Source organism: Caballeronia grimmiae, assembly GCF_022879615.1.
Lineage (GTDB): Bacteria > Pseudomonadota > Gammaproteobacteria > Burkholderiales > Burkholderiaceae > Caballeronia > Caballeronia grimmiae.
Map to the genome: position 1 here is coordinate 362,908 of NZ_CP084275.1, position 15,440 is coordinate 378,347.

Genomic DNA, 15,440 nt, shown 5'->3' on the forward strand with positions numbered 1-15,440 from the left:
CAACACGCATGATTACTCTCGAAAAAAGAGCCGCAAAGGTCTCCATCGTCCTCGAAAAGCGCCAACTGGCGAAGCCGCCGGTCGTGCGCGTCGGGGCAGCGCTCGACATTTCCGGTTCGGCAAAAGCCCTCTACAAGTCGGGGATCGTTCAGGAGACGCACGATCGCATGCTGGGTATCGCGCTGAAGTTCGACGACAACGGTGAAGTCGATACCTGGACGTTCACGGAAGGCTTCACCCGTTTGCCGACGGCGACGCCTGAGAATTACGGCTCGTACATCACCGAACACGTCCTCAACGCAGACATCGCGAAGTGGGGCGGCACGAAGTACGCGCCGGTGATGTCCGACATCGTCAATTTTTTCTTCGGCAGTCCCGAGCCGAAGCCAACGGCAGAAAAGCGCAGCTTCCTCAGCCGCCTGTTTGGCGGACCCTCGGAAGAGCCCGCTGCTATCCCGGCGGCGCCGGCGAACACGATGCCTGCATGGGTGCTCTTCGTCACCGATGGCCAAAACCCGGGCGCCGATCGTGAGCATGTGCGCCGGCTGCTCGAAGGCTCGAAGAAATTCCCGATTTACTGGTCGATGGTCGGCGTGGGTGATCCGAGCGAGTTTGGCTTCCTGCAAGAGCTCGCAGACGATCTGCCGAACGTCGGGTTCCTGCATTTGCCGTCGCTGGATGTGTCGGACGAGGTGATCTACGAGCAACTGATCACTCCGGAGTTCTGCAACTGGGTCCGCGGCAAATAAACGGGCATCCCAGCCCACACTTTTAGAGGAACAACTCGCATGTTGAAAGAATTCAAGATCCCACTGGCGTTGACGCTGGTTGCCCTGGTCGCTGCTTACCTGATGGGCGGCGTGAAAGACATGATCATCGTCGGCGTGCTATCAGTGCTCGAGATCTCGCTGTCGCTGGACAACGCCGTCGTCAATGCGTCGGTCCTGAAGCATTGGTCGAAGAAGTGGCAAGACCGCTTCATGGTCTTCGGCCTGCCCATCGCAGTATTCGGCATGCGTCTCGTGTTCCCTCTGCTGATCGTCGCAATCATCGGGCATATCGGCTTCTGGGAAGCGGCGTCTCTTGCGCTGAAAGATCCTGCCCAGTACGCCTCGATCCTGACTTCGGCGCACCATGAGGTTTCCGCATTCGGTGGCGCTTTCCTCCTGATGGTGTTCTTCAAGTTCATGTTCGACTCCGGCAAGGAGGAGCACTGGATCGGTTTTGTCGAGCAGGCGATGGCACGTCTCGGCCGCATCACCGCTGTCGAGGTTGCCTTGACTCTCGGAATCGTCGTGTTGGCGTCGTTCCACGTGCCGGCACAGGAACAAATCGCCTTTTTGCTGGCAGGTGTGTTCGGCGTGATCAGCTTCGTCGTCGCTCATGGCATCGGTGATCTCATGGGCGGAGAAGACACCGGTACGCGGGTTGTGCGTGAAGGTGTCGCTGGCTTCCTCTATCTGGAAGTTCTCGATTCGTCGTTCAGCTTTGATGGAGTGATTGGCGCGTTCGCATTGTCTGACAATGTCTTTCTGATCGCGATCGGCCTCGGCGTCGGTGCCGCCTACATCCGTGAAATGACGCTTGTCCTGCTGAAGAAGGGTACGCTCGCGAGCTACAAGTATCTCGAATGCGGCGCGTTCTGGGCCATCGGGGCACTGGCGACGATCATGTTCCTGAACGTCAAGTTTGAAGTCCCGGAAGTGGTGACCGGTCTGATTGGTGCGGTGACGATCGGTCTGGCTGTTTGGACCTCGATCATCTCGCAAAAGAAGGAAGCTACACAGACGCTGGTGGCAGGCAACCAGTAATTCATTTTTGTACTTCGTCCGATATGCGTACGTGTTGTGTATCGGACTAACACTCAACTATTTCCGTTTGTGGATCTGAAAGGAGCAAAAGCATGATCAATCTGTCGAAGGGCGGTCGCATCAATCTGTCGAAGGAAGCGCCGGGCACGAAGAAGTTCCGCATCGGCCTCGGGTGGGACGCGAACGCGACGGACACGGGAACCGATTTCGATCTGGATGTCTCGGTGTTCCTGTGCAAGTACGACCCGCAGAGCAACCCGAAGCTGGTCGACGACAAGCATTTCATTTTCTACAACTCGGAGATTCGCACGGAAGACCGCGTGGCTACCTTCTTCCAGCCTGGCGCCGAATTTCCGAAGAAGGGCATGCCCGCGTCGCCGTGCCTGGGCGTCGTTCACAGTGGCGACAATCGGACCGGCAGCGGCGCGGGCGATGACGAAGTCATCTTTATCGACGAGTCGAAGCTCGCAGCGAACATCGAAGAGATTTCGGTGATCGTGACGATCGATTGCGCGGCCGAGCGCAAGCAGAACTTCGGTCAGGTCCGGAACAGCTATATCCAGATCTCCGATGAGGCCTCCGGCCAGATCATCGCGAAGTATCCCCTCGAGGAGGATTTCTCGATGGAGACTGCGGTTCAGGTCGGCAGCTTCTATCGGCGCGATGGTCAGTTCATGTTCAAGGCAGTCGGCACGGGTTACAACCGTGGGCTGGGCGACTTCGTGAAGGCATACGGCGGTAACCTGTAACGATCTGATGCAGATGGGGCGGCGCGGGTTGTTGGCGTCGTCCCGTCGATGCGAGAAATCGATGTCGCGACAGTATCGTGAGCCCAAGGCTCTGCGCTTTGACGATCACTGGCCAGAACCCAGAGCCTTGCAGTTTGACGATCAACCCCGGAAGACTTTACCCGTGTCGGAACCCAAGAAACTCGACTTCGGCCAGTCGGCTCCTGTCGAAGCCGGAGCGAAAGCGGAGACGGCCACACCTAGACCGATCCAGTTCGGCGAGCAGCACGCCGAGGCAAGAAGCCAGAGCGCTGTCCCGGGCAGGCTCGCATTCGGCCAGCCGGAAGAACTTCGGCCGGTTCAATCCCCAGCGCACGCTGGCAAACCAAAGGTGCTGTTTGGTGACACCGAGCATCCGCTTCTTGAGCGGTGTTTTGAGGTTGCCCGAGCGCGCTTTCCTGACCTATACCCAGCGCATCAGGTTCGAATCGAACGGGCTATCCGGCAACTGCTGCCGCCGACCTTGGCGACAATCCTGACCATTGCGGAACTGCCATTACAGGCTTCGGGCGAAGTGGTCGAGACCGTCGCGAGAGTCACAAGGGAGTTCAACGAACTTGACGCTGCGTCCCTGATGTCGAAGCTTCTGGAGACGGTAACGCGCAAGGATGGACTTATGGATCGCTTGCTTCACGGCAAGCCAGAGGAGGTTGATTACCGATCAGCCTTGATGACCGTAAAGCACGCGTTGAATTCGTTCCCGAACCGGACTCTGGAATTGCTGGCAAAGGTTGACCGCGCGAAAGTCGGCTTGGTGGTATCGCTCGCCGCGCTCAGTGCCGTCGGAGACGTGATCCAACTGCCAGAAGAACCCGCAGTTGAGACCGCGTTGCGAGATCGTCGAGACATTGTTAGGCAGGCGTTTCAACAGATCGAGTTGCTGCCAAGTCAGCTCCAACGTATCGATGAGAAGGTCGTAGGCCTGTTGTCTCGAGCCGACCATCTCATGAACGTGACGCTGCCGGCGGCGATCGCCGTGCGTTCACAGACAGGTTGAATGTGCGGATGGTTGGCGTCGCACTTCCCTCAAATGCAGACTCAGGAGCTTCGGTATGAAATTCAGCGTTCGAGATCTTGTTCTTCGAGCATTTTTTATTGGCAGACCAGCGGCGCCTCTTTCCGGTGCGCCAATGTCTTCGCAAGAAGGACGTTTCCCCCCATTCTTCCCGGACACGAGTGCAACCCGGCAGGGCATCGTGCTGGTCCGAATCGCCACGTGGCTGATGGCTGCGTACGCTCCTCTGAACCATGCGAAAGGACTTCAACCTCTAGCGCATTTGACCCGGGCGGGATGGATTGCATGCGCAGGTATTGGTCTCGTCTTCATGGGCATCGGTTTCTATCGCGCCAGCGCAGCACGGGTTCGTGCGGTCATTAACCGAAGAGCAGAGGTTGTATCGGAGTAAGGGGTAGCTGCGCCGCGCACCAAGTACGAAATCTCGGCAATGCGTAGTGACGCGTGAAACCAGTCACGACGAAGCAAGATAATAAAACGGATTTTCGTTGGAACTATGAGCGAACAGACCAACATCGAGTGGTGTGACAGCACCTTCAATCCCTGGACTGGCTGTACCAAGGTATCCCCTGGCTGTGACAACTGCTATGCCGAGGGATGGGCAAAGCGCAGTGGCATCGTCCAGTGGGGCGCCCAGGCAGAGCGCCGTCGTACCAGCCCCGCGAACTGGAAGAAGCCGATGCATTGGGAGCGTGAGCACGAGGCGTTCTTCATCTTGCATGGCCGCCGTCGGCGTGTGTTCTGTGCTTCACTGGCCGACGTGTTCGACAACCGGGTGCCGGCATCGTGGCGAGCCGATCTGTTCCAGCTCATCGAGCGCACGCCGCACCTTGACTGGTTGCTGGTCACAAAACGAATCGGCAACGTCGAGTCGATGATGCTGGAGGTTGCGCGCCATCATCAGATCCACAACCTCGAAACGCAGATGCTGCCCTCGAACGTCTGGCTTGGCATCACCGTCGTCAACCAGCAGGAGGCCGACCGGGACATCCCCAAGCTGCTCGATACGCGGGCGAGCGTGCGCTTTCTGAGTATGGAGCCGCTGCTAGGGCCGGTAGACCTGACAAGCCTTGAACCAAAGATATTCGCTGCCAAGGCCAATGCGTTGACCGGACGGTGGAAATGGGAAGGCGGCCCCACAAGGACTGAGACGGGGCGTCTTGACTGGGTCATCGTCGGCGGCGAAAGCGGCCATGGGGCGCGGCCGATGCATCCCGATTGGGCACGAGATATTCGCGACCAGTGCGCTGCTGCTGGCGTGCCGTTCTTGTTCAAGCAATGGGGTGAGTGGGGACATTACGTCAACGAGGAGCACTACACGCATTGCGGCGAAGAACGGCGCGCTCATGCTTGGGTGGACTCGCTAACGGGCGCACATGGCAAATGTTGGGTGGTGGACGACGACGGAACTTGGTCGAACCACACCGGTGAACCACCGCAAGGCAACGAGGATGGTTCGGTCGCATCCACGGTCGCCGTCATGGGATGGCACGGCAAGAAAGCCGCAGGCCGGCAACTCGACGGCCGAACGTGGGACGGCTTTCCACACGAACAATCTCACTAGCCATGAACCAAATTCCACACATAAATCCGGATAGCCGTAATTTCATCGGGGCATTAAAACGGATGACAGGTTATGGGCGGTTGACCGCGGCTATGACGGCAGCGTATGGGTTGTTGACCCGGATCGCAACAGGCGCCTTTCGGGTTTCTGGCAATTCGGCAAGTGCCCTTCCGCGCGTGCAAGCCGACGGATTATTCAGCGAGGAGCGTGGGCTTCATGTTCCACCGAGGCTTCACGTGAGCGGACCGATTGAAGTGGTCTTCCATCAGCTTCCCGACTCTCAGCTTCGCGTGTCGGTCGAGGAAGCGCCGTTGCTGCGACGCGTGATTACGCGCGTCGATGGCGACCTGTTGATTATTGATCTCGAGCCTGAGCGTGCTTCCAAGAGATCGCGCCCGCTTGGAGGTGGTCAGAACCCGCCCCGCGATTTCACCGGAGCGTCGAGGCAGTCGGGTCGCGTCATCGTGGGGATCGCGGCCCCGCGGCTCCGCGATGTCAGCGTCACAGGAGCGGCTGTCGTTGACCTCTCCAGCATAGCAGCCGATGAACTGCTGCTTCGTGCAACGGGCGCGGGACGGATCAACGGCCGCGGCGAATGCGGCCTTCTTACCGCGGAGGCCTCTGGAAGTGCCGTTGTGAAATGCACCGCCCTGTGGTCTAAGGGGGTGACCGTAGATGTCTCTGGCGCGGGGATTCTTCGTGTGCACGCGGAATCTTACGTACGGGGCAGGGTAAGCGGCAGTGGAGTGCTCGCGGTGTCAGGTCAACCACGTGATCGGAGCGTTAAACGCTCTGGCAGTGGGCTGGTTCAATACAAGTAGACGCGCGGAGAGGAATAAGACGTGTTTTGCTTCGAAGACGGGACTACGAGCGTCCGTCCACCGCAATGGCCCCGCGATCGTATGGAGTCTGGCTTCTTCACGCAGATCGATACCGCGCATGCGGGTGAGACGTTTGTGCTGCCTGGAAGAGAATCAATCATCGTCTCGCATCAGATTTCGGCGAACTACATGGCGCCCGATCTGCACACCGAGGCGATGGGATTCCGCGCAACGGCCTTTCGTCGCGACGATCCATTGCCCGTGGCCTATGTGGAGTTCGACGTGATCCGGGCTAAAAGTGGCTGTAATGTTGACGACGAGACGTTCGTCAACGCCTGTGACACTATCAATGGAACGCTGAGCGCGTTGGCCAACGCGGTGCTTGAGTCGTCAATCCATGGCATCCGTACGGTCTTCGCGCGTGGCCCATTGCTCCATCTGTCGCGGCTGGAGGTAAGGGGTGATTGCGCTGGCAACGGTGTCGGGGCTCTCCTGGGCCTTACGGCTTTGCAGTGGTTGCAGCGAGAGACAAAAGCCGTGCTCCTGTTGCTACAACCATTTCCCTTGCAGTTTGAGAGTTGTGCGCCTTCGCACGACTCACCAGATCGGGCTAAGTTCGAGGCATCGTACGCAGAGGCTGAATCGAGACTCACGAAGTTTTACGAGCAGACGTTCGGAGTTCAGCGTGCGAGGCCGGGTGAGGCTTACCTGATGGCCGCACTTGGCGGGTTCGAACTCGCTGTTGATGATTATGGGTGGTCCTTGTGCCATCCTGAAGAGGAGGGTATCGATGGGAAATGACTGTATGCTGGCCGGGCCGCGCCCGCGCTCCAAGATCCATTCGGCGTTGCGGACCGCATTTAACGCATTCGCGGTGGCCGCATTGCTCGCGTGCATTGGCGTAGCACTGCGAGACCTCGTTCATAGCCAGATCTGGTACCAACGTTTCTGGTACGTGGCCGAGATGATGGTCGTGATCGGTTTAACGCGCATCGCTTTCGCACTTTTTGGCGCGGTCTGCCGAGGACTAAGGCGTCGCAGAGAAAATCGGATCTCAGGGAAGGGTGAACGATGAGTCTATTCCTGTACGGTGCCGCGTTCACTGTGCTGGGGCCGGTACTTGTATCTTTCGGCCGCCGGCGAGGGGAAACCGATGAGGAGAATAGTCGCCTGCTCTCGATGGGCTATTCGCTAGGTATCTGGGGTCCATTCCTTCTGCTGTCTTACCTGCTGACCATTCCCCGTGCGTTGCTTGTTGCTTTCGCACTGAGCGGCACCCTATGGATTCTCGATCGGGTGGTTGTTGCGCGTCGAGGTCATCGATTCACGTCGGGCGCCGCGCGATACGGCAGCGATGCTTTCCTGCTCGTTTGCATCATTTGCTTTCTGCGCTTTTTTATCGTCGAACCGTTCGTTGTGCCGTCGTCGTCGATGCGGCCGACACTCGTAGTGAGCGACTTCATCATCGCGGACCGTTTCGCATACGGTCTTAGATTGCCCGTCACGAACAAGGTGATCGTTGCATGGGGCCGCCCTGAGCGCGGCGATGTGATTGTGTTCCAGTACCCGCGCGATCGCTCGAAGACGTTTGTGAAACGTGTCATCGGATTGCCTGGCGATGTCATTGAAATCACCGGACGTTCCATGACAGTAAACGATAAACCAGTGGACGTTAAGCCCGGTGGGCCCGAGTCATATGAGAGCGAAGACGGCGAACACGTTTCGGTAAGCCGGTTTTCCGAACGCGTTGGACGACACAAGCATGATGGCTTTTACCAATCGGAAAAGGAGTGGATCGACCGTGACCTCTTGAGCTCGTACTCAGCCACCGACGGATGCCACCTTGCAGGCGAGACATTGCGTTGCATGGTGGGCGCAGGTCGCTACTTCGTCATGGGCGACAATCGAGACAATAGCCTCGACAGCCGTTACTGGGGGTACGTTCCAGACGATCACATACTTGGTCGTGTGGATGCCATTGCTATCAATTTCAGCGATCTATCCCGAATCGCGCTTGGCTTACGATCGAAGCTTGATCATTGACGGTACGCGTACGCGTTATGTATTATTTAGATCCCACGCGTATTACAGACTTTTGAGGCGATGGTTCAGGTCCGGTGGCTCAACACCACGGGCATCTCATCAACAACAATCGAGGTGAATCTATGAGCACGATGCAAGTCCTGCGCGCGAAAGGCGCGAACAAACCCGTCAGCCACAAGGTCAAGATTCCGGCCGAACTCGGTCGCCGTATCGCTGATCTCGACAAGCGTGTGCAGGCGGCTGGTCTGGAGGTTGACTGGGACGGTCCCCTGATCAATACGCTGACGGGTCTCGCCGACGCCGTCGAACGTGATTTGTCCGGTGCAGCATCGACCGGTGAGCCGGGAAGCGAATCGGCAGGCGCAGGAGGCGCCGCGGCGGCAAACGCCTCGGCAGCCCTGGTCGCCTGATCCGAAGGCCTTCGTGCGTGAAGCCCCGCAATTTGCGGGGCTTTGCCTTTTTGGCGGATAAATTTTTGAACATGCGAGGGGCAAGCGATGACAGGCGCAGCGGCAAGTTCTGAGGCGTTGGTGGTGATCACGCTGGACGAGGACGAGTGCGGGCCGAGAGCCACCGTGCACGGAGTAAGGTTCGAGCGATCGATGGCGCTCGAGCTGGCTCGGCAAGTCGCCTCAGATCAAAAGGCAGCGATTGAAGCAGAACTAAAGCGCGGACAGGACTCGCCATCCGAACCATTGACCATCGTCGAGACGGATAGCGGATTTGTACTGTTGGCCACCGGCAGCTACCCATACGCCCGGATCGAGGTTCGGACGGCGCCCTGTGCCCCCTTCTCCACGGCGACATGTGAATCCGCGGAACTCTGCCTCGTCGCCGCATAGTCAGCCGTTCAGGTTGAGTCCCACGCTTATTTTTGGCCGTGCGCCATACCCTTTTGCCAGGCTTCGCAAGGGTCTGTGCTTTTTCTCATCTGACAGGAGTGATGTAATGCCGACAAAGGAAGAAGGGAAGCAGTGGCTGCGGACGGTCATAGCCAAACACCTGCCGACGGGTGTATCGCACTACAACGGTTTCGTGTATGCCGGTGGGCTCGTGACGAACGCGTTTGGGGGAGAGTGTGATCCTCAGCCGCAGGAGGGCAAGGTTGTCGACGAGTCAGCCGAATGGCTGCTCGTGAAGGTAGCCACGTCGTCAATGTTCGCCATCGGCAAGGGGCTGCTGGAACACGTCCCGGAGGTGGGGGCAGTCGTGCGCATCACCCCGTATGCCCGTCGTCGTTTCGATGGCACCCGACTCGACGTGCCAGCAAAGAAAGATGCGATCGCTGGAACGGTGACAAACGTGTTTGTCATCTGCGAGGCGCGTTCCGAGTTGCCAGTTGACAAGGGTTCCATTAGATGTCCCTTTCTCCGGGATCTGGTGGAGCAGGTGGAAGAGCGCGTCGCACCCGATGGAATCCGTACGATCGCTCAGGTCCTGATCGATGCCGGCGCTGTCAATCTGCCAGTGGGAATGCGAGATCCATCGGAGGAAGATGAAATTCTGGCTCCGCCGACCTTGCAGTTCCGCATCAACAACACCCGCTTCAAGGGCTTCCTCAACATCGTGCTCGATCGGGCGACTGACAGCTTTACCGTCCAGCTCGCTGAACACGATACATGGTCCGTCGTGAAGGAAGAGCGGCACGTCTATTTCAGTTCGCTTGCGGCTGTGATCGTGGGTCTCGTCGACGATGGCAAATGGCGCTTCGCCAAGGTCGATGTGCTGAAATCCGCGCCCCGTCGGACAAAAGCCGCAGCTTAACCGCCCCATCAAGCCCCGGTCGCCATGCGCCCGGGGCTTTTTAATATCCGAAGCGATACACAACGGGTAGAAATAATACTAAAATTGCGACATTGAAAATCAGGAGAATCCGATGAAGCACATCCGCTCTCACTGGCGCACATACAGGCTGGCGGCGATCGCATTGGTCGCGGTCACGCTTCTCTTCTACGCGGTCCTCCTCCCGGTGCTTGGGGTTGCACTGCACTTGTTCTCGATTGCAAAGATCGCAGTGATCCTGTTGATCACTGGCGCGTTGCTGCGTTTCCTGATTCATGCCGTCGACGACGTTGAGCGCAAGCATGGCTCAGTGTCCGGTCAATAGGCGTCATGTTCGGCCTCGACGAGCAGATCGACGCTGAATTCCCTCGTCACGCTCATCTGCACGGTGAAGTAGGCCGGAACTCGGGAACTCTGCCAGCATCAGCCATCGACTGGATTGCAGCAATGGACGGCCTCCGTGCCGCGAACGCATGGACCGACGCAGACTTGGGGAGGGCGATCGGGCTAGGGCCGTCCATGATCAACCAGTGTCGCAGTGGCCGCCGGCCACTCCCGCCCGCGGCACGTATTCGGCTCCTGTCACGTCTCGGCTTTCGGATCACTCGGGCGAGACTGCTGAGTGTCGTGCCGGACGAGATTCGGGATGCCGTTCTCGAGGGGGACTCCCAATCTTCGTTTGTTCAGGCCACGTTGGTCGATCAATTCTTTGACCAGATAGATGAGCCGTCCGACGGGGCATTCCAGGCAGGGCCATTTCTGAAAGGCCTGGCCGATTTTCGCCACGAGAGCATCCACGCATTGGGAAGCACGATCGGGCTGTCACCGGCAGACCTAAAAAGGGTTTGCTCCGGCCAAGCGCGCCTTCCGTTCCGATCGAAGGCAGCAATCATCGAGCAGTTCAGCGGGTTCGAGCTCGGGGCGGTTATTCTGAGCTTGCCAGGTGAGCCGTAATTTCTGCGCATCTGCATCGAACGTGCTTCGCGCAGTAGTGTGCCCCCTCATCCATCGGCTACTTCTCTGCTTAAGCCCCGAAACCGCTGTACTAAGCCTCGATGCCGTCAAAGGATCGGGGTTTTTCCATTCGGTTTCTTGACCAAATTGCTAGACATGTGATTCATAACGCGTAACAATACGAATTGTGAATCAATGAGGCTATTCGCAATGAAAATGTACGGAGCGGTCGTCCACTCGCATCGAGATCGAGGAGCCGGAGTGTGACGATAAAACTCCGCGAACACGCGGCGGCAGCCGTTCTATCGGTGGTGACTGCGGGCGTTGTGCCGCATGCCCTTGCCGAAGCCAATACCTACGGCATATTCGATGGCTCGAAGTACAAGCCAGAGCAACTGGCACTCGCGGCGCGCTCACCGATCATGATGGAGGCGCCACGCTTCGAAAAGAACGCCTACTACGTGCCCAGATCGCCGGACGGTCACTACTACGTGTCGGGAGCGTTGAACAATTTCCCGGTCGTATTTCTCGTGGACACGGGAGCCACCTATACCACGATCCCGCTCCAGCTCGCGCAGAATTCGGGACTGCGGGCGGGCCGGCAGGTTGGCACTTCCACGGCCAATGGGGAGTCTGCTGCATGGGTTAGTGAATCGAACGTCATGACTGTCGGGCCGTTCACGGCAAAAAACTCGACGGTTGCCGTAAGCAAGGCTTTGCAGTTTCCGCTGCTTGGCGCTGACATTCTCAACAGGTTTCGGGTCGTGTACGCCAACGGGTACATGATCCTTCAGATCCCGGGATAAAACATGACAAATCTCCACTGGACCCTCGGCGATGTCCGTGACTATGCAGACCGGGCGCATCGCTCGGTCAATCAGAGACGGAAATTCACAGGAGAGCCGTATCTCGTTCATCCGCTGGCAGTGACAGGGCTGGTCGCCACGGTCGAAGGCCACACCAAGGAGATGTTGGCCGCGGCCATCCTTCACGATGTGCCTGACGACGTGGGGAGCCGTCGACGCGATGGCCCACACAGGTACGATATCGATGAGATTCGCTCACTCTTCGGCCCCATTGTCGCGCGATATGTGATGCAACTGTCAAACGTCTCGACGCCGCACGATGGTGATCGGGCGGCCCGCATGGCGCTCGAGCGAGCCCACACGGCCCAAGCCGATCCTGAAGTGAAGACGATCAAGCTCGCTGATGTGATCAGCAACACGATCAGCGTCGTGGTGGTCGATCGGGAATTCGCGCACACGTATCTACCCGAGAAGAAGCTGCTGCTGGAAGAACTGCGCGAGGGTGACCCTGGCCTGCTCCGGATGGCCAGCGACATTGTCGAAAGAGGACTTGCCGAACTGGCGGGCCACGGTAACTAGAACAAGGATCTCACAGTGAAAAAAGTCATCCCCACGGCGTTGGCCATGCTTTTCCTGCTCGGTGTCGCCCCTGTAGCGCACGCGGTGGACATGGTGCTGACTTCGACCGACCCGATTGTGGACAAGGCGAAGTTCTCGGAAGTGGTAAATCGCTTCCTTCCCGACAAGGTCAAGGCGCTTGGCCCGGAATACCGGTTGTACGGCACGCTGGAAACGGCATCATACCGCGACGGAGAGAGCTTCTACTTTTACAGCATCATGCTTCATCGCAAGGTCGTGGAGACTGGTACGGGCAAGATCTACTGGGCGATCACGGGTGGCATCCGTGCACATGGCATCACCGCAGGGGGAGAAGAACTGGTCAAGCACGTGAGAGAAGACATGGTTCTCGGGACCAATTCCTTCAAGACCGACCAATAAATTGCGCATTTTGTTCTGATTCGACGTTACGTGTACGCGTTATGTATCTCGTAGCGGATTGCACCAATAGGGTTTGTTGTGAAAGCTCCAGAAACATATCGATTCCTCGTTGTTGATGACTTCCCGACCATGCGGAGGATTGTGCGAACGCTGCTTAAAGAGGTCGGATATTCCAACTTCGACGAGGCCGAAAACGGCGTTGCTGCGATGACCATGCTCCAGACGCGGAACTTTGATTTCGTGGTCACGGACTGGAACATGCCACGTATGGATGGGCTCGAGCTTTTGCAGGCCATTCGCAGCTCGGCGGAACTGCGGCATTTGCCTGTGCTGATGGTCACGGCCGAGGCAAAGAAAGAGAACATTCTGGCCGCCGCTCGCGCGGGTGCAAGCGGCTACATCGTCAAACCCTTCACTGCGGCAACGCTGGCCGAGAAAATCGCCAAGATCATCGAACGCACAGCGGGAGCCGCCATCCTCCAAAACAACGAAGAAGGTGCTCTCGCACATGGATAAGCCGCATCCGACAGCCACGGCTATCTGTAGGCGCTGTCTCGACTCTCGCGCTCGCTCGACGCAGTCGCGGGCTGGCGATCACGAAACGCAGACTGACCTTGCAAAGAGGGGATGATGATGGTGAATCTGGCAACAGCAAACACGGGTGGGCCTACTCGCGGAGTCTCACGCGGCGCCCGCAACGTGACAACTCACACGGGGGCCCGGCGGCGCACGGACTCGGCAATGCAGGGAATCTCGCGCGACGAGCGACCAGGACGCCCAGCGGACGCTGGTTGGCGCGTTCGTCTCTACAAGGGCGGCATCTATGTGGCCAACCGCCACTTCCGCGATGCGGCCTACGGCAGCCGCGATGGTTCGCTGTACGCTGCGCAACGGTTTCGTGATGACAAGGCGAGGGAGTTCGGCATCCGTCGCCGCGAAGGCCAGAGCAGTTTCCTGTCGAAGATCCGTGTGGACGCTGGCTTATCTCAGGGCACCCTTGCGAGCTGGCTACATGTCTCAACCCCGTTGATCGCTCGCTGGGAGAAGCAGGGAGCTCCCGTGGCCGCAATAAGGCTTGTCACCGCGCTGATTGCCGGCCGGGTGACGCCTTCTGCCGAGATGCCGACGCCCGATCTCAACAGGGTGCGGAGTTTGTTGGGACTGAGGCAGGACGAAATGGCCGACAAGTTTGGCCGTGGATACAACGCCTATGGTGAATGGGAACGCGGCAAGCGTCGGATTCCGGGTTGGGTGAACGTCTATATCGACAGTATCACTAAGGGCTGGGACGAAAAAGGTGCTAATCTTCCGGCGGAAGAATCGAACCCACCGCCCATTCCCGACTCGTGACATCATCGTCGCCCAACGCATTCACCGAATGGGAGGAGTCCCCAGCGCTGTCTGAGGCCCTCCCAATTCGTTTTTCTGACGGATCTCAGGCGCCATCCATCCGAATTTCGTGCGCCGGCTGTGGGCGGAAGTCCGGACCGCAACAACAGCGCGGCCATGTCAAGAGCGTCTATAGCGATGTTTTCCAGGTGACCGGACTTCTCGCGTGCGGCCGATGCCGAGGCCTGACCCGCTTCCACTACCGGGTACGCTGTACCGACGGCATGCTCAGCCTCGAATGGAACCGCGGTGGCAAGTGGCAGCGTACGGACTTCGAAATGCGCCCGTGGCAGCGTGTGTGGTTCAGATGGCGCTCCCTGCTTGCGAGGAAGAGACCCTCCAGCTGAGCCGTGGGCGAAAAAAAAGACCCGGCACAGAGTGCACGGGTCGTGGGTTGGTTTAGGCAGCAAGCGATTCCTGGCCAGAACTATCGGCCGAGGCGACCTTTTCAGCCAACTGATGCTCTTCGTTCTCCGCCGCTTTCAATGCATCGAAAATGGCATCGATCGTCGTACGTGTTTCCGGCGCGAGTTGTGCATACGCCGGATCGGTTTTGACCGATGCAATGGCGGTGCGCATCTGCGGTGCTGCGCGCGTAATGGCCTTTTTCACGAGAGCGCCGGGAACGTGCTTCGCGGAAACACTCTTGCTTCCCTTTGCTCTCGCGCGCAAGAGCGCTTGTTCGACGATATCGACGGCCTTGTTACCGTATTGCTTCATGGTATCGATCGCGAACGTAGCGGTGATCGTACGCTTGCGGACGTACTCCCGGATGGCAAACGGTCCATCGATCAACATCAGGAGATCCTGCACGTAGCCGGCGTCGAGTACGAGCTTCTTCGCGATGTCGGAAGGCTTCTCGATGTACACCGACATCAGCTTTGCGAGCTTGGCCAGTTCATACGGTTGCAGCTTGTCGCTATCGTTGTCGCGGTGCAAATCGGCGAGCATCTCCTCTTCCGAGGTGTTGGTGCTCACGACCGCGTAAACCACCTTGAAGGTTGCGCCCCGCGCGATTGCGCGTTTTGCAGCCTCAAGTCGACGGTGACCGCTTTTCAGACGGATGACATCCTTCCCGTCTTCCCTGACGACGATTACCGACAGGGGCGTATCGCGTTTAAAGCCGACGGTCGGGTCCAGCATCGACCGCGTAAGGCTTTCGACTTTCGCCTCATAGTCTTCGTCAATTTCTCTGATGTTGTAGCGACGAATGACCTCAATGCAGTCGGGCGGGATAGACCAGAGGTCTGCCGACGACGCGCCAGCTACTTTCATCGCGCTTTTCAGGTTACCCTTGACGACGGGGTCCATGAATTGCAACTCGAGGTTTTGCGGTGCGGCCTCATTTGCGTTTTGTTCCATCTCGATTCTCCTTGGTTGGGATTAACGTGCTCCTGGAGATGGTCGACATCTGGCAATAAAAACGGCCTACCTCCGCAAAAAGCGCGCGGGTGGTAGGCCGGGTGGG

19 protein-coding genes are annotated in these 15,440 nt (G+C 58.3%); 18 read left to right on the forward strand and 1 reads right to left on the reverse strand.

The genetic code is table 11. The annotated features are described in order from the left end of the window. The first annotated feature begins 8 nt into the window (after positions 1-8). From LDZ21_RS28100 to LDZ21_RS28185, 18 genes are all read left to right on the forward strand, one after another. A complete protein-coding gene (locus tag LDZ21_RS28100) occupies positions 9-749 on the forward strand; it encodes a VWA domain-containing protein (RefSeq protein ID WP_244797476.1) in 741 nt (246 codons plus the stop codon). Positions 750-788: 39 nt separating this feature from the next. Continuing rightward, positions 789-1,811, forward strand: coding sequence for a DUF475 domain-containing protein (locus tag LDZ21_RS28105; RefSeq protein WP_244797477.1), 1,023 nt, complete (start codon positions 789-791; stop codon positions 1,809-1,811). Positions 1,812-1,903: 92 nt separating this feature from the next. Next, a complete protein-coding gene (locus LDZ21_RS28110) occupies positions 1,904-2,560 on the forward strand; it encodes a TerD family protein (protein WP_011876335.1) in 657 nt (218 codons plus the stop codon). A gap of 61 nt (positions 2,561-2,621) precedes the next feature. Continuing rightward, entirely contained in the window at positions 2,622-3,596 is a 975-nt protein-coding gene (locus tag LDZ21_RS28115) for a hypothetical protein (protein WP_244797478.1), read from the forward strand. Positions 3,597-3,651: 55 nt separating this feature from the next. Continuing rightward, the gene (locus LDZ21_RS28120) at positions 3,652-4,005 is read left to right on the forward strand and encodes a hypothetical protein (protein ID WP_244797479.1); all 354 of its coding nucleotides are present in this window, start codon (positions 3,652-3,654) and stop codon (positions 4,003-4,005) included. Between the two features lie 105 nt (positions 4,006-4,110). Further along, the gene (locus LDZ21_RS28125; protein WP_244797480.1) at positions 4,111-5,178 is read left to right on the forward strand and encodes a phage Gp37/Gp68 family protein; all 1,068 of its coding nucleotides are present in this window, start codon (positions 4,111-4,113) and stop codon (positions 5,176-5,178) included. Positions 5,179-5,270: 92 nt separating this feature from the next. After that, a complete protein-coding gene (locus tag LDZ21_RS28130) occupies positions 5,271-5,999 on the forward strand; it encodes a GIN domain-containing protein (protein WP_244797705.1) in 729 nt (242 codons plus the stop codon). 81 nt (positions 6,000-6,080) lie between these two features. Next, positions 6,081-6,800, forward strand: a complete 720-nt coding sequence (locus tag LDZ21_RS28135) for a hypothetical protein (RefSeq protein ID WP_244797481.1) — start codon at positions 6,081-6,083, stop codon at positions 6,798-6,800. A 270-nt stretch (positions 6,801-7,070) separates the two neighbouring features. After that, on the forward strand, positions 7,071-8,042 hold the full coding sequence (gene lepB, locus LDZ21_RS28140) for a signal peptidase I (RefSeq protein WP_244797482.1): 972 nt from the start codon (positions 7,071-7,073) through the stop codon (positions 8,040-8,042). 122 nt (positions 8,043-8,164) lie between these two features. Then, positions 8,165-8,452: a hypothetical protein gene (locus LDZ21_RS28145; protein ID WP_011876343.1), complete on the forward strand. Its 288-nt coding sequence runs from the start codon at positions 8,165-8,167 to the stop codon at positions 8,450-8,452. A gap of 538 nt (positions 8,453-8,990) precedes the next feature. Next, entirely contained in the window at positions 8,991-9,806 is an 816-nt protein-coding gene (locus tag LDZ21_RS28150) for a hypothetical protein (RefSeq protein WP_244797483.1), read from the forward strand. Positions 9,807-9,918: 112 nt separating this feature from the next. Next, positions 9,919-10,149 (forward strand): hypothetical protein, encoded by a 231-nt coding sequence (locus LDZ21_RS28155; protein ID WP_011876346.1) that lies wholly within the window; start codon positions 9,919-9,921, stop codon positions 10,147-10,149. A gap of 5 nt (positions 10,150-10,154) precedes the next feature. Then, positions 10,155-10,778 carry a hypothetical protein gene (locus LDZ21_RS28160; protein WP_244797484.1) on the forward strand — a complete coding sequence of 208 codons (624 nt, stop codon included), beginning with the start codon at positions 10,155-10,157 and terminating at the stop codon, positions 10,776-10,778. A gap of 263 nt (positions 10,779-11,041) precedes the next feature. Then, the gene (locus LDZ21_RS28165) at positions 11,042-11,584 is read left to right on the forward strand and encodes a retropepsin-like aspartic protease family protein (RefSeq protein ID WP_244797485.1); all 543 of its coding nucleotides are present in this window, start codon (positions 11,042-11,044) and stop codon (positions 11,582-11,584) included. Between the two features lie 3 nt (positions 11,585-11,587). Further along, complete coding sequence (locus LDZ21_RS28170) at positions 11,588-12,163, forward strand: HD domain-containing protein (RefSeq protein WP_011876351.1); 576 nt, start codon at positions 11,588-11,590, stop codon at positions 12,161-12,163. 15 nt (positions 12,164-12,178) lie between these two features. After that, positions 12,179-12,583, forward strand: coding sequence for a hypothetical protein (locus LDZ21_RS28175; RefSeq protein WP_244797486.1), 405 nt, complete (start codon positions 12,179-12,181; stop codon positions 12,581-12,583). Between the two features lie 78 nt (positions 12,584-12,661). Then, complete coding sequence (gene cheY, locus LDZ21_RS28180) at positions 12,662-13,099, forward strand: chemotaxis response regulator CheY (RefSeq protein ID WP_244797487.1); 438 nt, start codon at positions 12,662-12,664, stop codon at positions 13,097-13,099. 225 nt (positions 13,100-13,324) lie between these two features. Continuing rightward, positions 13,325-13,933 (forward strand): type II toxin-antitoxin system MqsA family antitoxin, encoded by a 609-nt coding sequence (locus LDZ21_RS28185; protein ID WP_244797488.1) that lies wholly within the window; start codon positions 13,325-13,327, stop codon positions 13,931-13,933. Between the two features lie 438 nt (positions 13,934-14,371). On the opposite strand, the gene LDZ21_RS28190 is transcribed toward LDZ21_RS28185, so the two are convergent. After that, positions 14,372-15,334 carry a ParB/RepB/Spo0J family partition protein gene (locus tag LDZ21_RS28190; RefSeq protein ID WP_244797489.1) on the reverse strand — a complete coding sequence of 321 codons (963 nt, stop codon included), beginning with the start codon at positions 15,332-15,334 and terminating at the stop codon, positions 14,372-14,374. Between the last annotated feature and the right edge of the window lie 106 nt (positions 15,335-15,440).